Origin of the sequence: Pontibacterium granulatum (assembly GCF_029961155.1) — a bacterium.
In the GTDB taxonomy this organism is placed as follows: Bacteria; Pseudomonadota; Gammaproteobacteria; order Pseudomonadales; family Balneatricaceae; genus Pontibacterium; species Pontibacterium granulatum.
Genome location: NZ_JASBRH010000002.1, coordinates 236,770 through 257,658, shown reverse-complemented (window position 1 = coordinate 257,658; position 20,889 = coordinate 236,770). Strand labels below are relative to the sequence as shown.

Genomic DNA, 20,889 nt, shown 5'->3' with positions numbered 1-20,889 from the left:
TCGATCCTCAACACTCTTCAAGAATCAGGGCCCGGTTCCGGAATAACGCAGGAACATTCGGGACACCCAGCAGAAACATGGCGGTGGTAAATTCGCGGCGCATCCGTTCGATCTCCGCAATCACTGCATCTGCTGATTCCATAGCAGGTTTCAGCAAAGGCGCTGCGATACCACACAAAGAGGCGCCGAGTATAACAGATTTCACCATATCAATCCCATCTCTGAGACCACCGCTGGCAATAAAGGCCGCGCGATCTTGATATGGCTCCGCCAGTTGCAGCGCTTTGGGTGTTGGGATGCCCCAATCCTGAAAGCGCAGGCCCAGATCGGAGCCGTCTTTGCGACGATGATGTTCGATCCGGCTCCATGAAGTACCGCCGGTACCGGCCAGATCGAAGTGACGAATACCGGCCGACAAACCAAGCTCAATATCCGCCGGAGACAGGCCCGAGCCCACCTCTTTAAACAAAACAGGTTTATCCAGCGCTTTTACCAGCGCGGCAATCTTCTGCTGAAGGCCGGTAAAATTAGTATCCCCTTCCGGCTGGACCGCCTCCTGCAACGGATTCAGGTGCAGGTACAGACCGTCAGCGTCCAGGCAATCGATCGCACGCTTCGCTTCATCGGCACCCATACCGTAGTTCAGCTGCACCGCACCGATGTTGCCGATCAATACAGTGGATGGCGCTTGCTTACGCAGGTCGAAACTCTCCCGCGCCTGCGGTGAACTGAACATTACACGCTGAGAACCGACTGCCATGGCAACACCGGTCGCTTCTGCGGCAATCGCCAGGTTACGGTTGATGGTGGTCACCAACTCGTGATCCCCGCCGGTCATGGATGAGATCAGCAGCGGGAAGCTGAGTTCTTTATCCAGAAAACGGGTGGTGGTGTCGATCTCATCCAGGCTCAGCTCCGGCAAAGCACGGTGCATCAGATGGATACGATCAAAATAGCGGAAGTCGCGATCTGTTGCCGGATCGTGCTCAATCGCGCGAATATGTTCGATCTTGCGTTCGTTGGTTGGATCAGACATCAGCGTTCCAGTTTGATGTGAGCTTCCATCAGCTCACCCGGATTGGTCTGTGCCGCCAGCAGGGACAGCTCACCACAGAGCACAGTCGCACCACAGATGGCAGCCAGACGGCGGGAGTTTGCACCCGGCTCGCGATCCTCTTTACAACCCAATGCACGCAGATTCTCCTCCACGAAGTCCAGGCCTTTACCGTTGCCCACAGTACCCATGATCAGGTTTGGCAGGGTGCAGGAGAAGTACAGGTCACCGTTACGCACTTCGGCGTGCACGATACCCTGGGAACCCTCGATGATGTTGGCCGCATCCTGTCCGGTGGCCAGGTAGAACGCCAGCAGCATGTTGGCGTAGTGGGCGTTGGCACTGCGCAAACCACCGGCGATCATGGTACCGATCAGGTTTTTCTTGATGTTCAGATCAACCACCTTCTCCGGCGTGGTCTTCAGGCGACGTTCGCAGATGTCACGCGGAATGGTGATTTCACACACCACGTACTTGCCACGGCCAAGAATGCCATTCACAGCCGTCGCTTTTTTGTCGGAGCAGTAGTTGCCGGAGATGGAGGAGTAACGCAGCTGCGGGTATTCATTCAGCAGCCATGGAATAATCTTGTCTGCGGCGTTGGTCACCATGTTGTGACCGGACGCATCACCGGTGGTGAATTCCAAACGCAGGTAGATCAGGTTTGCCACGATCTGACTGTTCATGTCGATCAGCTTGGCAAAACGGCTGGACGTTGCCACAACGGCCTGCAGATCGTCACGGCGGGCCTTGATCGATTCCAACGCCAGCATCGCCTCGGTAGCGTCTTCCGCTTCCAGCAGGATTGAGCGGGTCATACGCTCGTCAATCACGGTGGTCTTGATGCCGCCCTCTACCAGCGTTGATACCCGTGCACCTCGACCTACGGACGGCCATAGCGGTGTTTCGTAAGTCGCCAGCGGTACAGTCACCTTCTCGTCCAGTACCGGACCACTGATCTTCAGTGGCCCCACGTTACGCATAGGAACAGGAGCTTGCTGGATTTTATGTGCTTTCATGGTTTTTCAACGTGTAGACTCGGGCAAAGAGATACCAGAAGGAGCGCCCGCTGGATTAAATTCTGGCTGGCGGCGATTTTAGCTACCTGACCCGGTGAATGCAATTGGCCCAACAGCTCATGGGGATTTAGATCAAAGCGCTAGACAGCGCTCAAAATTCTGCCGCGAGCTCTTTCAGCCCACTTCGGGTAGATGACGTTCAATTTCAGCACAGCGCTGGGCCAACGACCGGAAACGCGCCTGCTGTCGGGCGGACAACTCGCCAAAACGGATATCCGCCAGCACCATATCACAGCACAACAGGACCTCAGAGTTATCGGCAACTCGCCGCGCCAACTCGATACCGGTCTGTACCAGGTTCAGCGCAATCCCGACGTGATTTGGCAATAACCGGTGTGCTTCACGGAACAGTTTGAAGGCGCTGTTCAGCTCCCCTTTTCGGAAACTGATCATCGCCTTGAGGTTGGCCTTACCCCAACTCAGAGTCACCATCACATTGGCCAGGGCCTTTTTCTTCTCATTGATTTCGTTGGCCAGCGGACTATCGCTGGAGGCATCTACAATCGCATCCAACCAGGCACACTGCACGTCACTTTCCAGTCGCTGGAACATCGCCCAGGCATCTCGCATACGCTGTTCAGACACCCCCTCGACTTTGCCGATACGGAAGACATCACTGCCGCAGAGCTTGGCGGACAACCCCACTTCCTCAAAGCCCTGATGATCCAGCACCACATCTTCCAGTAAGCGGATCACCTCCCCTTCCAGCTCGTCGGTATCACCCGCCTTGCTCATCTTATGCGCCAGTGCGCGAGCCAACCCAAAATAGGAAGAGGGTTCCTGGAACACGGAGTTGCGACCATAACGGATTGCCGCCCGATAGGAATCGATAGCAATATTCCAATCTTCGGCCTGCGCGGCCAGATCCGCCAGTTCACGCTGAAGCTGCGGAGAGGTTGGTTGCAGCATGACTGCCTTGCGCATTAGAGTAATCGCCTGCTGCAATGCCCCCTTGGCCCAGTATGCCCGACCGAGCCAGGAGAACGCTTCCACACACAGGTGTTCGTTATCAACCACCCGGTTCAGCATTCTCAACGAATCGTCATAGCGTCCCAGATGATAGAAGGCGGCCCCCAGCCCAACCTCGGCCCATGGGAGGTCTCGCCGCTCGATCAGCGATTCGAACAGGTCTGCCGCCTCCTCGTAGCGCGCCAACTGCAACAGAATAATCCCCTTCAGACGACTGAGGTACAAGTGCAGCCCCGGGAACATTGAGGAGAGGTGATCACACTGTGATAACGCCTCAACCCAGCTACCGTCATCCATCAACGAATCAATCGACTCGGTAACATGTTTAACGCGCATCACCTTGTCCAGCCGGGCGCGTACACTGACCGGATCATAAGGTTTGGAGATATAGGTATCGGGGGAGTTTTCCAGCGAGCCGAATAACAGGTGTGAACGCTCAGTATCCACCACCAGCACAAAAAGGTTGCGCCGACTCAACAGTTTTTCGGAGTTAGCTTCCAGCAGTAGCTGCAGGCCGTTTTTCTCATCTCGTCCCAGATCGTAATTCACGAAACAGAGATCATAGACCTCCACCCTCATCAGACTGAGGGCCATGTTAACGGATGATGCGACCTGAACGCGCTTTACGCCCAATTGCTCAAGAATTTCTCGCAACGCGCCAAGCTCGGAGAGCTTATTGTCGACGATCAGAACCGACTTTCCTGAGTAATTGATTTCCATAGGCTTTTGCACAACAAGATTGAGTCAAACGTAGCACAGTTTTCCCGCCACGGGCAAAAAGAACCAAACGTGCGTATAAAAAAAGCCCTGCGCTTTCAACGCAGGGCTTTTCTATGACTCTAGGTGAGTGCTAATCAGTCTTCCAGCAGGTCACGGCCTTTGCTGGCAGCGATACGCATACGCAGAGCGTTCAGCTTAATGAAGCCCGCTGCGTCTTTCTGATCGTAAGAACCTGCATCGTCTTCGAAAGTTGCGATACTTTCATCGAACAGAGAGTCCTTAGAGCGGCGGCCGACAACATCGACAGAGCCTTTGTACAGTTTCACGCGAACGTCACCGTTTACGTTGCGCTGGGAGTAGTCGATCGCCTGCTGAAGCATCTTACGCTCTTCTGACCACCAGAAACCGTTGTAGATCACTTTCGCGTAACGCGGCATCAGCTCATCTTTCAGGTGCGCTGCTTCACGATCCAGTGTGATGGACTCGATTGCACGGTGCGCCTTCAACATGATGGTGCCCCCCGGAGTTTCGTAGCAACCACGGGACTTCATGCCCACGAAGCGGTTTTCTACGATGTCCAGTCGACCTACACCGTTTGCTCCACCTACTTTGTTCAGGTATTCCAGAACAGTAGCCGGGCTCATGCGCTTGCCGTCGATCGCCACGATGTCGCCTTTTTCGTACGTCAGCTCCAGGTATGTTGCTTCGTCTGGAGCCTGCTCCGGAGATACGGACCAACGCCACATATCTTCTTCAGCTTCCGCCCAAGGATCTTCCAGAATGCCGCCTTCGTAAGAGATGTGCAGCAGGTTGGCGTCCATGGAGTACGGAGACTTTTTCTTGTTCTTCGCGAAGTCCACTTCGATGTTGTGGTCTTCACAGTACTGCATCAGTTTTTCACGGGAGTTCAGGTCCCACTCACGCCATGGTGCAATTACGTGCACACCCGGCATCAGCGCGTAAGCACCCATTTCGAAACGTACCTGGTCGTTACCCTTACCGGTCGCACCGTGAGAGATAGCATCGGCACCTGTTTCCTGAGCGATCTCAACCAGACGCTTAGCAATCAGAGGACGGGCAATGGAAGTACCCAGCAGGTATTCGCCTTCGTAGATAGTATTTGCACGGAACATTGGGAATACGAAATCACGTACAAACTCTTCGCGCAGATCTTCGATGTAGATCTCTTTCACGCCCAGCGCTTCCGCTTTAGCGCGTGCAGGTTCTACTTCTTCACCCTGACCCAGGTCGGCAGTAAAGGTTACTACCTCAGCGTTGTACTCATCCTGCAGCCAGCGGACGATTACGGAAGTGTCCAGTCCACCGGAATAGGCCAGAACAACCTTCTTAATTTCGGACATTCTCAAGCTCCAACTTGTGCAAACGTCGGCCGCAGAACGCGACCGGTTGTAAGAAACAGGGGCGGGATTATATCAGATAAGCACTACGCCTGGTAAGGTACTCTAGCGCTTAAATATCAGCGCTATTCCTTTTCCAGACGAATTGTTACACGGCGGTTACGGGCACGGTTCTCTTTCGTGGTGTTCGGCACCACCGGATAACGCTCACCGTGGTAACGGGTGGTGACCATATCGTCACTCAAACCATTTTTCACGAAGTAATCGGTCACCACTTCAGCACGCTTCTTGGACAGGTCTCGGTTGGCCAGTCGGCGACCGGCTGAATCACTGTGGCCGTCCACATACACCGACTGCACGCTGTTGTCGTTCTTGATGTAGAGAATAATCAGATCCAGGCGCTCACGGGTGGAGTCGGACAGACGCCACTCACCCGGCGGGAACAACACCGCGGTACGCGCCACTTGGCGGTAATTCACCGGCAGCAACTGTGCAACACAACCAACATAGTCGTTGTAGGCATTGCGGAAGTTCACCGCAGACACCGAAACGCGCAGATATTCCGGCGTCCCGTACCAGGTTTCGGTAGTGAAGGTTGGCATCAATCCCTTGTGCAGGGCCGCCAACATCGCTTTGGCATAATCGGTTTTTACATCCAACTCGCCACTTTTGACCGCCTTCACCGGACCGATCGCTTTGGTCAGCAACCCCGGACGCCAAGGCGGTGCTTCAGACACCAGCATTGCACCTTTGGCAAAGTGCCCCTTCTCTGTGGGATCCAGCAAGAAGTGAACATTTTCGCCGGCTTCGTGCTCAAAGACAGCACGGCCAAAGGAGGGTATTTCATGGGACAGGCGGCATACGAAGATGGAGGATTCCAGCTCCCAGTTGGAGTCTTCAATCGTTGCGCGATAGCTCACTGCATGAACAACGGTACTGATCAACCAGAGCAGCAGAACGGGAATCAGTCTTGTGAACACAACAACGCACCTGTCAATTTGAAACAATCAAACGGTTATCTTATCTCTTTCGGCTCTAACGACAACACCTTTAGGCTCCGAGAAAAACATCCGGGACTTTCCCTGCGGGACTTACGACCTTGCCCACAGCTTCCTTAGCTATCAAAAAGCAACGCTGGTAGAATGGCGAACAAACTATGAGCAATTTCAGAAAGTAAGGGAATCTCTTGAGCCGTCCTGATCCGTATAAACACCCCATGGCCAACCGCTTTCGCGGGTTTCTCCCAGTTGTGGTTGACGTAGAAACTGCAGGTTTTAACGCCAAGACCGACGCACTGCTGGAGATCGCTGCCGCCACCCTCACAATGGATGACAACGGCTACCTGCTGGTCGACAAATACTACGAAGCCCATGTAGAGCCGTTTGAAGGCGCCAACCTGGAGAAAGCGGCACTGGACTTCACCGGCATCGACCCGTTTGATCCGGACCGTGGCGCAATAAGCGAACGCGAAGCGCTGGAGAGCATTTTCAAGCCGATCCGCAAGTCGATCAAATCTCACGACTGCAAGCGCGCCATTCTGGTTGGCCACAACTCCGCTTTCGATCAGGGATTTGTAAACGCAGCAGCAGAACGCACCGACGTGAAGCGCAACCCGTTCCACCCGTTCTCCAGCTTCGACACCGCCACCCTGTCCGGACTTGCTTACGGTCAGACCGTGCTGGCGAAAGCCTGTGAAGTGGCAGATATCGAGTTTGACGGCAAACAGGCTCACTCTGCCCTGTACGACACCCTGAAAACCGCCGAACTGTTCTGCTCCATCGTTAACCGCTGGAAAGACCTCGGCGGCTGGGACATGGTACTGGCCGGTCAGGAAGAGTACGAAGACGAGTTCGGCTTCGGCGCCTGAGCCATCCAAACGCCCCAGACAGACACAAAAAACCCGCCATCAGGCGGGTTTTTTATAAACGTTTGAAGAGCCTGACTTACAGGTTGTCAGCTTCTTCTGTCAGGTAAGCCGCCACACCTTCTGGGGAAGCAACCATACCTTTGTCACCCTGGTTCCAGCCCGCTGGGCACACTTCACCGTGCTCCTGGTGGAATGCCAGCGCGTCAACCATACGCAGCATTTCGTCAACGTTACGGCCCAGTGGCAGATCGTTAACAACCTGGTGACGTACCAGACCGTCTTCGTCGATCAGGAAAGAACCACGGAATGCAACACCGCCTTCAGATTCAACGTCGTACGCCTGGCAGATTGCGTGAGTCATGTCCGCTACCAGAGTGTACTTAACAGGGCCGATACCACCTTCGTTTACCGGCGTGTTACGCCAAGCGTTATGGGAGAAGTGAGAATCGATGGATACACCGATCACTTCAACGTTACGCTTCTGGAATTCTTCGATGCGGTGGTCAAATGCCAGCAGCTCAGAAGGACAAACAAAAGTGAAATCCAGCGGGTAGAAGAATACTACGGCTTTCTTGCCTTTAACTGCTTCAGACAGCGTGTAAGCATCTACGATTTCACCGTTAGCCAGTACTGCTGGAGCTGTAAAATCTGGTGCCTGTTTACCTACGAGTACGCCCATTGTTTGTCTCCGTATGTGGGTATAGTTCGTTTTGAGTTTCCATAATAAAAGAGAGGCCCGCAGCTGCAAGCCTCTCTTTTATAAATTTTTATTACTCGGCGCTTGCTTCATCAGATGCAGAAGCTTCCTTGATCAGCTCTTCCAGCTCGCCGGATGCAGCCATTTCACAGATGATATCGCAGCCGCCAATCAACTCACCTTTGATCCACAGCTGTGGGAAGGTCGGCCAGTTTGCATACTTAGGCAGCTCTGCACGTATTTCCGGGTTTTCCAGAATATTCACGAATGCAAAACGCTCACCACAACCCATCACCGCTTCGGACGCGCGGGAGGAGAAACCACACTGCGGGAAACGTGGCGTGCCTTTCATGTACAGCAGGATGTCGTTGTTTTCAATCTGCTCTTTAATGGTATCGATAACGCTCATTCATACACCTATCTGCTTTCACTTTGAAGACACCGTGTGTCTGTCTTCACGTGCAGAAATCTTAACACATATCCGACCATATCACTCTGTTAATGTATATTTAGAAAATTCAATCAGGGCGATAGCAGAAACTTATTAGCATCTACTAATCGATTTCTATTATCTCTGGCGCGTTCAATAATGAGAGGTTGATTAAGGGATAGACACCACATAGAATCGGCTTTTTAGTGGCAGCTGTTAGCTGCCTTTTTGCGTTGTATGGAGAGGATTATGGCACTAGAGCCAGTAATGAAGACCTACAACCGGCTTTCAGTTGCTTTTGAACGCGGTGAAGGCGCGTGGTTGTATGACACGGATGGAAACAAGTATCTGGACGCTCTGAGCGGCATCGCTGTTACCGGTCTGGGTCACGCACACCCAGCTGTAACTCACGCTATCAGCGAGCAGGCTGCCCGCCTGATACACACTTCCAACCTCTACTCTATTCCCCTGCAGGAGCAGTTGGCTGAACGCCTGACTCGCATCTCAGGCATGGACAACGTATTTTTCGGCAACTCCGGCGCTGAAGCGAACGAAGCTGCCATCAAGATCGCGCGACGATACGGCCACTCAAAAGGCATCGATCTGCCTACCATCATCGTGATGGAAAACTCTTTCCACGGTCGTACCATGGCAACCCTGAGTGCCACCGGCAACCGTTCCGCCCAGGCAGGCTTCGAGCCGCTGGTAGCGGGCTTTGTCCGTGCACCTTTTAACGATGTAGATGCAATTCGCACCATCGCGGCCAACAACCCTAATGTAGTAGCTATTCTGGTTGAGCCGATTCAGGGTGAATCCGGTGTAATGATCCCGGCGGATGATTACCTGGCGCAGTTGCGCGATATCTGTGATGAACAGGATTGGTTGCTGATGCTGGACGAAGTTCAGACCGGCAACGGCCGCACGGGTACTTACTTTGCTTACCAGCAGAGCGGTATCGTGCCTGACGTAGTTACCACTGCAAAAGGTTTGGGTAATGGCATGCCGATCGGCGCCTGCCTGGCAAGCGGCAACGCAGCGAAAGTATTTGTACCTGGCAACCACGGTTCCACCTTCGGTGGCAACCCGCTGGCATCCGCCGCAGCCCTGGCCGTTGTAGACACTATTTGCAACGAGGGTCTGGCAGAGCGTGCCAAACAGCTGGGTGAGCGCATTGTCAACGGCTTCCGCGAGCAATTAAGCGGTGCCGAATACGTTAAAGAAGTACGTGGTCGCGGCCTGATGATCGCCATCGAGCTGACCGAAGCCGGTACCGAACTGGCCGTACTTGCCAAAGTAAAAGGTGTTCTGCTGAACGTGACTGGCGGTGGCAAGATTGTCCGTATGCTACCTCCACTGATCATGTCCGATACAGAAGCGGACCTGCTGGTAAACACCATTTCCAAACTGATCAAGATCTACTCTGCTGACGATCGTGCCAAGCCGCGTGTTTAACACGCGGCTACGTCTGACGTAGCGAGAAAATCACAATGACTACAAGACATTTTTTGACTCTGCGGGACCTGTCTCCTGCGGAGCTTAGCTCTGTTGTTGATAGAGCAACCGAACTGAAAAACATTCTTCGCAGCGGCGAAGTGTACGAACCACTAAAAAACCGCGTGATGTCGATGATTTTTGAAAAATCATCCACCCGTACCCGTGTGTCTTTCGAAGCCGGCATGGCACAGTTTGGCGGTCACGCCATGTTCCTGTCGCCACGCGATACCCAGCTGGGTCGCGGCGAGCCGATCTCCGACAGCGCACGCGTGATCTCCAGCATGGTTGATGTGGTTATGATCCGTACCCACGGTCACGAGATTGTGGAAGAGTTTGCAGCAAACTCCTCTGTACCGGTGATCAATGCACTGACCAACGAGTACCACCCGTGCCAGCTGCTAGCCGACATGCAGACCTACCGCGAGCACCGCGGCAACATCCAGGGCAAGACTGTGACCTGGGTGGGCGACGGCAACAACATGTGCAACTCCTACATCAACGCTGCTCGTCAGTTCGACTTCCACCTGAACATCGCCTGCCCGGAAGGGTTTGAGCCGATGCAGGAACTACTGGAAGAGAACAAGGACCGCATCACCATCTTCCGCACCCCAGCCGAAGCGATCAAGGACAGCCACTTAGTTGTGACTGACGTTTGGGCATCCATGGGCCAGGAAGAGGAGCAGAAAGAGCGCGAGATCGCCTTTGCCGGTTATCAGGTAACCCCGGAACTGATGGACCTGGCCGACAAAGAGGCGATCTTCATGCACTGCCTGCCTGCACACCGCGGCGAAGAAGTGAGTGCCGAGATGATGGACGACCCACGCTCCGTTGTTTTCGATGAAGCGGAAAACCGTCTGCACGCACAGAAAGCCCTGCTTGAGTTCTTGTTGGTTGGACTGCCAAACAACGCTTAAGGCTCATACCTGACCGATCGGACCGGATTCTCTGATAAACCGGTCCGATTCACCTCTTTCCCTTCAGAGCAACTATACTTCGACATACATCTGTCACAGGGGAGCGTACAATGATCGAACTTCGTCATCTGAAAACTTTGTCTGCTCTGCGGGACGCGGGGAGTCTGGTTGAGGCGGCCGAGCGAGTTCATTTGACCCAATCTGCGCTCTCACACCAGATTAAAGACCTCGAAGACCGCCTGGACTGCTCGCTGTTTATCCGCAAAACCAAGCCGATCTGCTTTACCAGTGCAGGCCAGCGCCTTCTGTCTTTGGCAGATGAAATGCTACCGATGATACGCAGCGCCGAGCGCGATATCGCCCGATTGGCCGGTGGTGAAGCGGGCCGCCTGAATCTGTGTATCGAATGTCACAGCTGCTTTGACTGGCTGATGCCTACCATCGATCACTTCCGCCAGCACTGGCCGGAGGTTGAGCTGGATCTGTCCAGCGGTTTCAGCTTCCACCCACTGCCCGCCCTGGCCCGTGGCGACCTGGATCTGGTGATTACCTCCGACCCGGAGCCCCGTAACGGCATCGCGTACATTCCTTTGTTCACCTACGAATCGGTCCTGGCGATCAGCAAGCAGCACCGCCTGATGGCTCGACGCTTTGTACAGCCGGGTGATCTCGAGCAGGAGGTCCTGATTACCTATCCGGTAGAAAAAGAGAAACTGGACATATTTAACTACTTCCTGGATCCGGCTGATGTTGAACCGGCGAGTATCCGCACCGCCGAACTGACCGTGATGATGATGCAGCTGGTTGCCAGCGGACGTGGTGTTGCCGCCCTGCCGAACTGGGCACTTCACGAGTATGTCCAGAGGGATTACATCGCCGTACGCTCCCTCGGCGAGAAAGGCGTGTGGTGCACGCTCTATGCCGCGATTCGCGAAGACCAGAAAAATGCGGACTTCATGGTGGACTTCCTCAGCACCGCCAAGGAAGTCTCCTTCCGCAACCTTTCAGGCATCAAATCCGCTTAAAGATTGACACCCTATACAGAAGAACAGGGATGTTTCTTCACTTCTGACGCCCGATATATCCAGACCGGGTTCCCATTACCCTTCCCAGTTTTCGATCACCTCTTTCGCAGCACGAAACGCTTCCTGAGCCGCCGGAGCACCGCAATACACGATAGAATGCAAAAGCACTTCCTGAATCTCTTCCGGCGTACAGCCGTTACGCAGCGCGCCTCGCACATGCCCTTTCAGCTCGGTAGGTGCCTTTAGCGCCGCCAGCATGGCAATGGTTACCAGGCTGCGTGTAGAGCGCGGCAATCCCTCTCGCTGCCAGGTGGAACCCCAGGCGTTTTCATTTATCCAATCCTGTACCGGTGCCGTAAATTCGGTGGTGTTGTCGATAGCCCGCTGTACAAACTCTTCACCCATAACCTCGGTACGTACAGCCAGCCCCTTTTCGCGATCTTCAATTGACATGTCATATCCTCCAAAAAATATGCGGTTACCCTAACGCAAAACAACAAACAGGAAAATCACACTCTTGTTTATCCAGCGCGATGCCTTACACTGTCGCCCTTAACTCAGGAAATACTCAGGATAAGAAATGCAAAACTGGACCCCGAATAGCTGGCGGAACCTTCCGATTGTCCAGCAGCCGGAATATCCGGATCAGGCCGCACTTAAGCAGGTAGAAGAAACGCTCAGCACAATGCCACCACTGGTATTTGCGGGTGAGATCCGTAACCTGCAGTCGCACCTCGCAGAAGTTGCGAACGGTAACGCCTTTTTACTGCAGGGCGGTGACTGTGCGGAGAGTTTTGCTGAGTTTAACGCCAACAAGATTCGCGACACCTTCCAGGTGCTGCTGCAGATGGCGGTAGTGCTGACCTTTGCAGGCAGTTGCCCGGTTGTGAAAATCGGCCGTATGGCGGGCCAGTTTGCCAAGCCACGTTCCGCGGCCACTGAAACCAGCGGCGGCATCGAACTGCCAAGCTACCGTGGTGATATCGTTAACGGTATCGACTTCACGGCTGAATCGCGTATCGCCGATCCGGAACGTCTGCTGCAAGCGTACCACCAGTCCGCATCCACACTAAACCTGCTGCGCGCATTCGCTCAGGGTGGTTTTGCCGACCTGCACCAGGTACACCGCTGGAATCAGGGTTTCGTAGACAAGAGCCCACTGGGTGAGAAATACCAGCACCTGGCGACTCAGATCGATCAGGCCCTGGCCTTTATGGAAGCCTGTGGCCTGACCTCTGAAACCACACCACAGATCCACGAAACCAGCCTGTACACCTCCCACGAGGCACTGCTGCTGGGTTACGAGGAAGCTCTGACCCGTAAGGACAGCATCACCGATCAGTGGTACGACTGCTCCGCCCACATGCTGTGGATCGGCGACCGTACCCGTCAACCGGATCACGCCCACGTTGAGTTCCTGAAAGGCATTCAGAACCCAATCGGCGTAAAGGTAGGCCCAACCACGTCTACCGATGATCTGATCCGCCTGATGGACATCCTGAACCCGGACAACATCCCTGGTCGTCTGACACTGATCGCCCGCATGGGTGCCGACAACATCGAAGACATGCTGCCACCGCTGGTTCGCACCGTGAAATCCGAAGGCCGCAACGTGGTCTGGAGCTCCGATCCGATGCACGGCAACACCATCAAGGCGTCTTCCGGCTACAAGACCCGTAGCGTGAACGCGATCCTGCAGGAGATGAAAGGTTTCTTCCAGGTTCACCGCGCTGAAGGTACTTATGCGGGCGGTGTGCACTTCGAAATGACCGGTCAGAACGTGACCGAGTGTATCGGCGGCGCGTATCAGATCACTGAAGAAGGTCTGGCAGATCGCTACGACACCTTCTGTGACCCTCGCCTGAACGGCGAACAGGCACTGGAACTAGCGTTCCTGATCGCCGATACCCTGAAGGAAGCACGCGGTAAATGAACGACCGCGCTACCCGTGTCAGCGCCTTGCTGATCGCGATCCGCGACGAGATGGAAGCCAAACAGCTGTGGGGGGAGCAATCACCCTCAGCTGAAGCGCTCGCCAGCACACAGCCGTTTTGCGTGGATACACTGATGTTCTCTGAGTGGATACAGTGGCTGATGATCCCGCGCCTGCAGGTGATGATCGACCAGCAGATAGCACTGCCTCAAAACAGCAATATGCATACGATGGCAGAGGAAGCGCTCAAAACGTTGGAAGCGGATACAGCACAACTGGAGTCACTGATCCAACAACTGGACAATGCCCTCAACGTACGCCATTGATACGATGTTGAGAAAGCACAAAAAACGGGCTCGACCGCAAGGTCAGAGCCCGTTTTTTATTTGCCCAGTATTCTGATCAGATCAGACCTTTCAGCACAATATCGTTGTAACTCACAACCCCCATCACCTGACCGTTGTCGATCACTGGCGCACGGCCCAGGCCAAAGTTATCAAACAGGCGCGCACAGTAACGTACATCCATGCGGGACTCTACGGACACCACCGGCTTGGACATCACCTCGTAGACGTTTACGCGCTCAGGGGAACGATCTTTAGCCACCACCTGCTTGGCAATGTCTGACAACAACAGGATGCCATACTCATCGTCCTCATGGCGTTTGTTGATCAGCAGAGTACTCACCTGCTTCTGCCTGAACAGCTCCAATGCATCCTTGATTGTGACCAGTCCGTCGACCATTGCGAAGTCCTGGGTCATCACGTCTTTTACTCGAACAACATTCTTTTCGCTGCTCATATCTCTTCCTCTACCACATTGGTCAGGGTCTGAATCTGATGGGCTACGCCCACCGCATCTTCAACATCCAGCTGAATCGCAATTCCTCGGCCCGGCGCATCATCAAAGCCCCCTACCTCACCAATTGTTTCCAGAATCTTACGACTAAGGTGCTCTTCAGTAATAAAAAGCAGGACATCACGCTGGGTTTCCAGAGTCAGCCCAAAGAACGTTTTGGTTTTGGTAACACCCTCACCACGTGCGTTATTGATGACAGTTGCGCCAGTCGCACCCGCTTCTCGCGCTGCCTTCATAACCTGCTCTGTTTTGGTATCTTCGACAAACACCACTAACAGTTTGAAATGCACGGCAAATTCTCCGTTTTCTACGTCTCTAAATAATGGTCAGGCATCCGCTGTTTCGCGGAGTTTCGCATCACGCTTCGCCAACCATTCTGTAATCTGTGCATAGCCCATCACCGTAATCATCGGGAACAGACTTGCGAAGGCAATCAAGCCAAAACCATCGATCAGAGCACTGCGCCCCGGTACGGTTTCCGCCAGCCCCAGCCCCAGTGCCGCCACCAGCGGTACCGTTACCGTGGATGTGGTTACTCCACCTGAATCGTACGCCAGTGGCACAATCATTTTCGGTGCCCACACGGTCTGAATCACCACCACGATATAACCGGCGATAATAAACCAATGGATCGGATAACCGGTCACGATACGCCAGGTACCCAGCGAGATCCCTACTGCAACACCCAGCGCTACGGCGATACGCAGGCCCCAGACGCCAATCGCACCACCGGACACCTCGTTGGCTTTGATCGCAACCGCAATCAACGATGGCTCGGCAATCGTAGTACTGGCACCAATCATAAATGCGAACAGGAACACCCAGTAGTAGTCCATCCAGTGCAAAGCATCCGGTAAACTGTCGCTCCACTGACTGATGAACTCCGGGTTCGTCAGCTGTTCGGCCATCAAACGACCGATTGGAAACAGCGCTTTATCCAGCCCCAGCAAAAAGAGCGCAAGCCCGACAATAACATAGGCAAAGCCAATCACAACTCGCTTTACATTTGGGATCGGGCGCCGAATCACAAACAGCTGAAAACCAAAGATGATCGCCGCAATCGGAATCACATCCTTGATGGTGGCCAGGGTAATGTCGATCAATTGCATGACGAATTCCATCAGATCACCATCCCGTAAGCCATGACAAAGATCATAGGTGTCAGCGAAGCAAAAGCGATCAAACCAAAACCATCAGTCATCGGGTTGCGCCCTTCAATAGAAGACGCCAAGCCCACACCCAGCGCAGTCACCAGCGGCACGGTGATAGTCGACGTGGTGACACCACCGGAGTCGTAAGCGATACCGATAATCTCGCGTGGCGCAAACATGGTCATAATCACCACCATAATATAACCGGCGATGATCATGTACTGGATCGACCAGCCCTTAAGGATACGCAGTACACCCAGCACAATCGCCAGGCCTACAGAGAACGCCACCGTAAATCGCAGACCGCTTGCATAACTGCCACGCGCCTCTGCAGAGTCAACTATCATCCCCCCGGTTGCAGCCACCTTGGCAGCCTCATCCGCTACCGCAATCAAGGCAGGTTCTGCCACCGTCGTGCCAAAGCCAAGGCAGAAAGCGAAGACCAAGAGCCATATGACACTGCCCTTCCGGGCAAAGGAGTGGGCCATGGTTTCCCCGATAGGAAACAACCCCATCTCCAGGCCATAGATAAAAAATGTCAGTCCGGCGACGACACACAGCAAGCCGACAACGAGTCCGACAAAGTCGGGCACACCCTGCTGTAAAACAAAGATTTGGAAAAATCCGATGACAAGAATGATTGGTGCCAGGTCACGTAGACTGCCAACCATCGAGCGTCCTAATGCAAGAAGAGCGCTATTCAAGAGCCCTGTATCTCCCTAAGTGAAAATAACCTTTAAAATGCTAAGGTTAGGGTATCCGCTTTAAACTTTTGTTGCAAAAGACACATACGAAAAAAGCACTAAAGCATGATCTACCCCCATACACCCAGAGCGGTGTCGATGACATAGCCAGTCTCCGGCCAAGGTAGCGCTGTTGATTGTGTCTGAGCACTGGTAAAATCGGCCCCGTTTCCGAAATCTTTATCGAGATCGATCATGTCCCAAATCCCATCCCTTGTTGAGTTTTTGCGCCAATCCGAGACCCAACTGCGTATCTTTGATATGGGCCGCCGTGTCAGCAAGCTGTCTGCTGAAACGTTCAACAAAGTGGAACAGGCACAGGTTCCTTATCCAGCACCGTTTATGCATCACGCATGGATTGCGCTATTGATGTGGAACCCGAAGCTAAAGGACCAGAACGTGGTGTGGTTCCTGAAGTTGCCGCTGGATGAACAGGGTTATCTGGTGCAGGCGGCACGGGATGATTTCATGAACCGCCTGATGCAGAACATCAGCAACGTACTTTCCGGTGACCCGGACAGCACCAAGAAAGATGCCCTGCAGGACAACCCATTCTCCTTTAAACCTGAGCAGGAGAAGATGGCGATCTTCCACGCCCACGCCACCCTGGCAATCGGTCAGCCGGCCTCTCAGTACTACGAATATGCCCAGCAGTACTTTGACGGTCAGCTCGGTTATGACCAGTGGCAGGCACTTGGTTACCAGGGCATCGCAGATCTGGTGGTACGCCATGACAAAGGCCGTAACAGCGAAATCCTGACTAAAGCGATCCCGCAACTGCCCGACGAAGTCTACGAAGTGCTCTGCACCTGTCTTGAGAACATCACTCCGGATCACACACTGTTTTCAGCACTGAGCGCACGCTTGCAGACCAGTCTGCAAGCAGAAGCGACAACGGCCAACCATGTGGCGGCACAACTCCGCGCAATTTCCAATGGCCACAATGAAGAAGCCAAACGCGACCTGGTCCTGGCGGTCCTGAACACCGAACACGCCCTGGAAGCGGAAGTACTGGCAGCGATTGCAACCCGCTGCAACGTCAGCCTGCGCTTTCCAGAAGTACTGAAGCCGTATCTGGAAGCACTGGCTGCTGGCAAATCCGGTCAGGTAGGCTTCTCGCGTATTCTGGCGGACCTGATGTTTATGCCGGACCTGCGTGCCCTGATCCTGCATGTATTCCGCAGTCCGGACCGCAGCGAGAAACTGTCCGAGGCGATCGGCCAGATGTTTGGCGGCAATCTCGGTTAATCGAACCAACAAACACAAAAAAGGCGGTATCTTTTGATACCGCCTTTTTAGTTTCCGCATCACCCTGCCCGATTATTCATAGTTATATACAAACTTGATCAGGCGTGAGAACGACGTATTGCCAACAAACACTTCCGACCATTTGTGCGCGTTAAACTCAGATTCCGGCTGGTGTTTGCGGAACAGGATAATAAGGCGCTTGATCAGGTTTTTCTCCATCTCGTCATGACTGACGATACTGTGCAGAATCTGTGGGTTGTAGCTGTCCTCGGTACGCTCAGCCAGATAACTCTGCGCACGATACAAGGTATAGATGATCTTATACACTGCAGTCTGCTCACCGTTGCTAAGGCCTAGCTCATCGGTCACCTGCTGAGAGAGTTCTTTCAACGCCACCCCTTCCGGACTTTCGGCCAGGATCTCGTCCGCTTTGTGGTAGATCTGCAGGCGTTGGTCGTGGCTTGGCAGATCGGCCTTTAGCTTGAAGACACTCTTCACAAAATCCATGTATTCCTGCAACAAACCTGTCGGGCGCTGCTCCTGGGATTCCCCTCGTTCAGCAACCGCACCCGGTACGATGGAGACAATCACATCACCGCCCTGTGGTTCGGTGGAGATAATTCCCCTCCCTTCCAACATCTCGCAGAACCCACGGAATGAGCCGTATGGGTAATTCTTAAAGTCCAGATCAGCGCGTGCCTTCATCTCAGGCACCAGGGTGGCTCCCAGCGGTTTGCGGTCTTCGCTTTCCAGGTACTCCACCGTCTCCAGCAACAGATCGATCACATCCTGCTCGTTGCTGAGCGCACGCTTCTTGATGCGCGGCTTATGGGAGCCCAGCTCGTCGTGATAATAGAAAATATCGCAGGCACTGCGGTACAACTCGCCGACGGAATCACTGGTACTGCCAATGCCGATCACGGTTTTACCAATCTCCTTCAACTTGGCAAACAGCGGCATAAAGTCGCGGTCATTGGCGATAACCGCAAAACAGTTGATATCCGGGTAGGTATACGCAATCGACAAAGCTTCTATCGCCAGACGGATATCAGCCGTGTTTTTGTAGTTGTTGTAATGGGGAATATCTTCGTGCTGCACCAAATTCGCCTGCAGCATCTGACGCAGTTCCTGTTTCTTATCCGCGGCCATCGGCAGCTTGACGATATCACCGAAAGAGCGGCGGATACTGACACGGCCGTGCTCTTCAAGTTTTTTAATCTCGCCCTTGATATCCATCGCCAGACCGTCATCCAGACAGAAACCTACAAAGTTATCCAGGTCGATAAATAGTGCTATACGTTCGTTTTGTTCCATTTATTCAGTCCCTAGTGATGAAGGAACCGTGGTAAAAGCCGGTGTATATATGCGGCTTAATCAACGGATTCCTTGAAAACACGCTGACTGTTCCAAAGCCGTTCGCCGGGCCCAAATCCTTTCTGAGGCACCAATTAACAACTTCAGGAAATTCGCCCTCTCTTTCTTCTATGTCAGGTTTAAGCTATATCCACACTGATTAGTGAGTAGCAAAGAGCGGCAGCGCATGAAGCACCTGCATTGCGCAGGTGCGAAAAAGATAATGCGGGAAAAATATGACAAGTGCCAGTGAAGACAGGAAGAAACAGCGTTCCTCCTGTCAAACGGAGAGAAATACTGCAGTTACTGGTAGTCTTCGGGCAGCTGGATACCCAATGCATCAGCGTCTTTCTGGGCGATCTCCTTAAAACGCTGACGAGTCGCACTGCCCTTTGGCTTCATCAGATAGTAGAGCAACTTCGCCGCAACCGTCGGCTCCAGATTCTGCTCTTCGCCCCAACGCTGAATAAAGTCGACCAGTGTATTGTCGCTTTTATCTTCCAGCGCCATCGGCACCGCCTCTTCCAGATTCTCGCCATCGCGCACACGCTGGCACATCACCTGGTAGTGGTAGTTAAAGTCACCGACCACATTGGCCTCGTCTTCGGTACGCAGACGGAACCAACCCGTTGCCTTACCCGCCTGATACACTGCCGGGTGACTCCAGGTATGTTTGGTCGGGTGATCAGCGTGCATGCAGGCCTCCACATAGGCATTGCGGGAAGCAGGCAAGCCATGGTCACCGCGTAGCTCCTGCAGTATCGCCAGAAACTCGGACACAGAGGGCATCCAGGCCAGTGATTCCTTGCAACGATCAATCGCCACTACAAGCTCGGATTCGTTGTACCCCCGCAGGCTCAGCGCCCACTCACGCTTGGCCAGACGCAGTTCATCCTGGGTTTCGAAGCAACTTTTGAATTTGTGCCCGTAGATCGCCATAAAGCGGGCGAAAATCATATTAACGAGGGTTTTGGTCTCGTTGGAGATCGGTTGAGGTTGTGCCTGACCACTCGCGTGCCCTTGCGGGTTCACAGGCACTCGGGTTTCACCAGTCGGTGTCCTTGATGTCCATGATGGCTTGGGTAACCCGTTTTCGTTTTTCGCGAGTATCTCTGCGGGAGTTTTCATTGTTAAAACTTTTCTCTTGCTGCGCCACGCGCTGTTCACGCGCATCGCGCGTCTGCTTCTGCACCCAGTCCCGTTTAACCCAAGCCAGGAATTTCTGATCCCAGTTGGTTTCACGACGATCTCTGTTTACCCAGTAAAGCACAAACTCATCAATACAGCTGCGGGCAAACTCTTCACTGATCCCATGACGTGGTAGCAGTTCGAAAAAATTGGCGGTAGGCTGCCACCCGAGGAACATGGTATGCAGGTGTTGATTTCGCTCTTCATGCTGCTCAAAGATTACCTGCAGCTCACTCTTGTGTCGACGCCAACCGGTACTGCCGCCAAACGCAGGTGCCGGTGTCCGTTGCGCGGCTGGCGACTGCCGTTGCGGCTCCTGCACAGGAGGCATCGGCCGTTGAGGTGGTTGTGCCATACCCAGTGGGGGCGGCTCATCGATGAGCGGAGGCGGCTGATCTACCACCTGCAGGCGACTCACCATCTCCATTTCAGGCTCTGCCACAACTGTCGGCTCACTGGCTTCCGGCGCAGGCTGTCCCTGGTTTGGAAGCAGCACAATCTTGACCAGTGTTTTACTGACACTGGCATCAATAGCCCCTTGTGAAACCAAGCTGTTGGTCACCATGGCAATCTGATCTTGTGACCAAAACGGCACCAATTGGCGCCAACTCTGCGTGTCCAGCTTAATCTCAGTCCCGCTACGTAAACGCAGTCCCATACGTTGCGAGAGTTGGTGATAGATGCCCAGCAACAACGCCTCTTCCAGACCAAACTTCTCGGCCAGAGAGGGGTAAATAAGCATTGGTTGTTCGGGAATCTGGTAACCCATCAGCAGTTCAGTACCTTACAAATAAAAAAGCCGCAGACA

At 53.7% G+C, this 20,889-nt stretch carries 22 protein-coding genes; 7 read left to right on the top strand and 15 right to left on the bottom strand.

Translation table 11 applies throughout. The features are described 5' to 3' along the window. Window positions 1-7: 7 nt before the first annotated feature. The 5 genes from fni to QKW35_RS03020 form a co-directional block, all read right to left on the bottom strand. Complete coding sequence (gene fni / locus QKW35_RS03040; protein WP_282350668.1) at window positions 8-1,036, bottom strand: type 2 isopentenyl-diphosphate Delta-isomerase; 1,029 nt, start codon at window positions 1,034-1,036, stop codon at window positions 8-10. Then, window positions 1,036-2,073, bottom strand: coding sequence for a hydroxymethylglutaryl-CoA reductase (locus QKW35_RS03035; protein WP_282350667.1), 1,038 nt, complete (start codon window positions 2,071-2,073; stop codon window positions 1,036-1,038). Before QKW35_RS03035 ends, fni begins: the two co-directional genes overlap by 1 nt. Window positions 2,074-2,247: 174 nt before the next feature. Continuing rightward, on the bottom strand, window positions 2,248-3,822 hold the full coding sequence (locus QKW35_RS03030) for a tetratricopeptide repeat protein (protein WP_282350666.1): 1,575 nt from the start codon (window positions 3,820-3,822) through the stop codon (window positions 2,248-2,250). Window positions 3,823-3,956: 134 nt separating this feature from the next. After that, window positions 3,957-5,183, bottom strand: coding sequence for an argininosuccinate synthase (locus QKW35_RS03025; protein ID WP_282350665.1), 1,227 nt, complete (start codon window positions 5,181-5,183; stop codon window positions 3,957-3,959). A gap of 122 nt (window positions 5,184-5,305) precedes the next feature. Next, window positions 5,306-6,160 carry a flagellar protein MotY gene (locus QKW35_RS03020; protein ID WP_282350664.1) on the bottom strand — a complete coding sequence of 285 codons (855 nt, stop codon included), beginning with the start codon at window positions 6,158-6,160 and terminating at the stop codon, window positions 5,306-5,308. Between the two features lie 236 nt (window positions 6,161-6,396). Between QKW35_RS03020 and rnt the strand changes: the two genes are divergently transcribed. Further along, complete coding sequence (gene rnt, locus QKW35_RS03015) at window positions 6,397-7,047, top strand: ribonuclease T (RefSeq protein WP_282350756.1); 651 nt, start codon at window positions 6,397-6,399, stop codon at window positions 7,045-7,047. 76 nt (window positions 7,048-7,123) lie between these two features. Here rnt and QKW35_RS03010 read toward each other — a convergent pair whose 3' ends face one another. After that, window positions 7,124-7,726 carry a peroxiredoxin gene (locus QKW35_RS03010; protein ID WP_282350663.1) on the bottom strand — a complete coding sequence of 201 codons (603 nt, stop codon included), beginning with the start codon at window positions 7,724-7,726 and terminating at the stop codon, window positions 7,124-7,126. Window positions 7,727-7,817: 91 nt separating this feature from the next. Continuing rightward, complete coding sequence (grxD, locus tag QKW35_RS03005) at window positions 7,818-8,153, bottom strand: Grx4 family monothiol glutaredoxin (protein WP_282350662.1); 336 nt, start codon at window positions 8,151-8,153, stop codon at window positions 7,818-7,820. A 270-nt stretch (window positions 8,154-8,423) separates the two neighbouring features. Between grxD and QKW35_RS03000 the strand changes: the two genes are divergently transcribed. The 3 genes from QKW35_RS03000 to QKW35_RS02990 all read left to right on the top strand — a co-directional run bounded on the left by QKW35_RS03000 (window position 8,424) and on the right by QKW35_RS02990 (window position 11,607). Further along, a complete protein-coding gene (locus QKW35_RS03000; protein WP_282350661.1) occupies window positions 8,424-9,626 on the top strand; it encodes an aspartate aminotransferase family protein in 1,203 nt (400 codons plus the stop codon). 35 nt (window positions 9,627-9,661) lie between these two features. Further along, window positions 9,662-10,582: an ornithine carbamoyltransferase gene (gene argF / locus QKW35_RS02995; RefSeq protein ID WP_282350660.1), complete on the top strand. Its 921-nt coding sequence runs from the start codon at window positions 9,662-9,664 to the stop codon at window positions 10,580-10,582. Between the two features lie 110 nt (window positions 10,583-10,692). Continuing rightward, a complete protein-coding gene (locus tag QKW35_RS02990; RefSeq protein WP_282350659.1) occupies window positions 10,693-11,607 on the top strand; it encodes a LysR family transcriptional regulator in 915 nt (304 codons plus the stop codon). A gap of 75 nt (window positions 11,608-11,682) precedes the next feature. On the opposite strand, the gene QKW35_RS02985 is transcribed toward QKW35_RS02990, so the two are convergent. Further along, a complete protein-coding gene (locus tag QKW35_RS02985; protein WP_282350658.1) occupies window positions 11,683-12,060 on the bottom strand; it encodes a carboxymuconolactone decarboxylase family protein in 378 nt (125 codons plus the stop codon). Window positions 12,061-12,187: 127 nt separating this feature from the next. Here QKW35_RS02985 and QKW35_RS02980 point away from each other — a divergent pair, with 127 nt between their 5' ends. Further along, a complete protein-coding gene (locus tag QKW35_RS02980; RefSeq protein WP_282350657.1) occupies window positions 12,188-13,540 on the top strand; it encodes a class II 3-deoxy-7-phosphoheptulonate synthase in 1,353 nt (450 codons plus the stop codon). Continuing rightward, on the top strand, window positions 13,537-13,866 hold the full coding sequence (locus QKW35_RS02975; protein WP_282350656.1) for a YqcC family protein: 330 nt from the start codon (window positions 13,537-13,539) through the stop codon (window positions 13,864-13,866). Before QKW35_RS02980 ends, QKW35_RS02975 begins: the two co-directional genes overlap by 4 nt. Before the next feature lie 76 nt (window positions 13,867-13,942). Here QKW35_RS02975 and QKW35_RS02970 read toward each other — a convergent pair whose 3' ends face one another. The 4 genes from QKW35_RS02970 to QKW35_RS02955 are packed head-to-tail and all read right to left on the bottom strand — an operon-like array spanning window position 13,943 to window position 16,220. Then, complete coding sequence (locus QKW35_RS02970) at window positions 13,943-14,341, bottom strand: CBS domain-containing protein (RefSeq protein ID WP_282350655.1); 399 nt, start codon at window positions 14,339-14,341, stop codon at window positions 13,943-13,945. Beyond that, the gene (locus QKW35_RS02965; protein WP_282350654.1) at window positions 14,338-14,688 is read right to left on the bottom strand and encodes a P-II family nitrogen regulator; all 351 of its coding nucleotides are present in this window, start codon (window positions 14,686-14,688) and stop codon (window positions 14,338-14,340) included. Before QKW35_RS02965 ends, QKW35_RS02970 begins: the two co-directional genes overlap by 4 nt. A gap of 36 nt (window positions 14,689-14,724) precedes the next feature. Continuing rightward, window positions 14,725-15,519, bottom strand: a complete 795-nt coding sequence (locus QKW35_RS02960; RefSeq protein WP_282350653.1) for a DUF1538 domain-containing protein — start codon at window positions 15,517-15,519, stop codon at window positions 14,725-14,727. Beyond that, entirely contained in the window at window positions 15,519-16,220 is a 702-nt protein-coding gene (locus QKW35_RS02955; protein WP_282350652.1) for a DUF1538 domain-containing protein, read from the bottom strand. Before QKW35_RS02955 ends, QKW35_RS02960 begins: the two co-directional genes overlap by 1 nt. 267 nt (window positions 16,221-16,487) lie before the next feature. On the opposite strand from QKW35_RS02955, the gene QKW35_RS02950 reads away from it, so the two are divergent. Next, on the top strand, window positions 16,488-17,540 hold the full coding sequence (locus tag QKW35_RS02950; RefSeq protein ID WP_282350650.1) for a DUF3549 family protein: 1,053 nt from the start codon (window positions 16,488-16,490) through the stop codon (window positions 17,538-17,540). Between the two features lie 72 nt (window positions 17,541-17,612). Here QKW35_RS02950 and QKW35_RS02945 read toward each other — a convergent pair whose 3' ends face one another. The 3 genes from QKW35_RS02945 to QKW35_RS02935 form a co-directional block, all read right to left on the bottom strand. Next, complete coding sequence (locus QKW35_RS02945; protein WP_282350649.1) at window positions 17,613-18,854, bottom strand: NYN domain-containing protein; 1,242 nt, start codon at window positions 18,852-18,854, stop codon at window positions 17,613-17,615. A gap of 342 nt (window positions 18,855-19,196) precedes the next feature. Continuing rightward, window positions 19,197-19,931 (bottom strand): replication protein P, encoded by a 735-nt coding sequence (locus QKW35_RS02940; RefSeq protein ID WP_282350648.1) that lies wholly within the window; start codon window positions 19,929-19,931, stop codon window positions 19,197-19,199. A gap of 7 nt (window positions 19,932-19,938) precedes the next feature. Continuing rightward, window positions 19,939-20,850, bottom strand: a complete 912-nt coding sequence (locus QKW35_RS02935) for a DnaT-like ssDNA-binding domain-containing protein (RefSeq protein WP_282350647.1) — start codon at window positions 20,848-20,850, stop codon at window positions 19,939-19,941. Window positions 20,851-20,889: the final 39 nt, after the last annotated feature.

Coding starts and splice junctions, on each gene's coding strand:
- fni (WP_282350668.1), bottom strand. CDS start 1,036: ATGTCTGATCCAACCAACGAACGCAAGATCGAACATATTCGCGCGATT.
- QKW35_RS03035 (WP_282350667.1), bottom strand. CDS start 2,073: ATGAAAGCACATAAAATCCAGCAAGCTCCTGTTCCTATGCGTAACGTG.
- QKW35_RS03030 (WP_282350666.1), bottom strand. CDS start 3,822: ATGGAAATCAATTACTCAGGAAAGTCGGTTCTGATCGTCGACAATAAG.
- QKW35_RS03025 (WP_282350665.1), bottom strand. CDS start 5,183: ATGTCCGAAATTAAGAAGGTTGTTCTGGCCTATTCCGGTGGACTGGAC.
- rnt (WP_282350756.1), top strand. CDS start 6,397: ATGGCCAACCGCTTTCGCGGGTTTCTCCCAGTTGTGGTTGACGTAGAA.
- QKW35_RS03010 (WP_282350663.1), bottom strand. CDS start 7,726: ATGGGCGTACTCGTAGGTAAACAGGCACCAGATTTTACAGCTCCAGCA.
- grxD (WP_282350662.1), bottom strand. CDS start 8,153: ATGAGCGTTATCGATACCATTAAAGAGCAGATTGAAAACAACGACATC.
- QKW35_RS03000 (WP_282350661.1), top strand. CDS start 8,424: ATGGCACTAGAGCCAGTAATGAAGACCTACAACCGGCTTTCAGTTGCT.
- argF (WP_282350660.1), top strand. CDS start 9,662: ATGACTACAAGACATTTTTTGACTCTGCGGGACCTGTCTCCTGCGGAG.
- QKW35_RS02990 (WP_282350659.1), top strand. CDS start 10,693: ATGATCGAACTTCGTCATCTGAAAACTTTGTCTGCTCTGCGGGACGCG.
- QKW35_RS02985 (WP_282350658.1), bottom strand. CDS start 12,060: ATGTCAATTGAAGATCGCGAAAAGGGGCTGGCTGTACGTACCGAGGTT.
- QKW35_RS02980 (WP_282350657.1), top strand. CDS start 12,188: ATGCAAAACTGGACCCCGAATAGCTGGCGGAACCTTCCGATTGTCCAG.
- QKW35_RS02975 (WP_282350656.1), top strand. CDS start 13,537: ATGAACGACCGCGCTACCCGTGTCAGCGCCTTGCTGATCGCGATCCGC.
- QKW35_RS02970 (WP_282350655.1), bottom strand. CDS start 14,341: ATGAGCAGCGAAAAGAATGTTGTTCGAGTAAAAGACGTGATGACCCAG.
- QKW35_RS02960 (WP_282350653.1), bottom strand. CDS start 15,519: ATGGAATTCGTCATGCAATTGATCGACATTACCCTGGCCACCATCAAG.
- QKW35_RS02955 (WP_282350652.1), bottom strand. CDS start 16,220: ATGGTTGGCAGTCTACGTGACCTGGCACCAATCATTCTTGTCATCGGA.
- QKW35_RS02950 (WP_282350650.1), top strand. CDS start 16,488: ATGTCCCAAATCCCATCCCTTGTTGAGTTTTTGCGCCAATCCGAGACC.
- QKW35_RS02945 (WP_282350649.1), bottom strand. CDS start 18,854: ATGGAACAAAACGAACGTATAGCACTATTTATCGACCTGGATAACTTT.
- QKW35_RS02935 (WP_282350647.1), bottom strand. CDS start 20,850: ATGGGTTACCAGATTCCCGAACAACCAATGCTTATTTACCCCTCTCTG.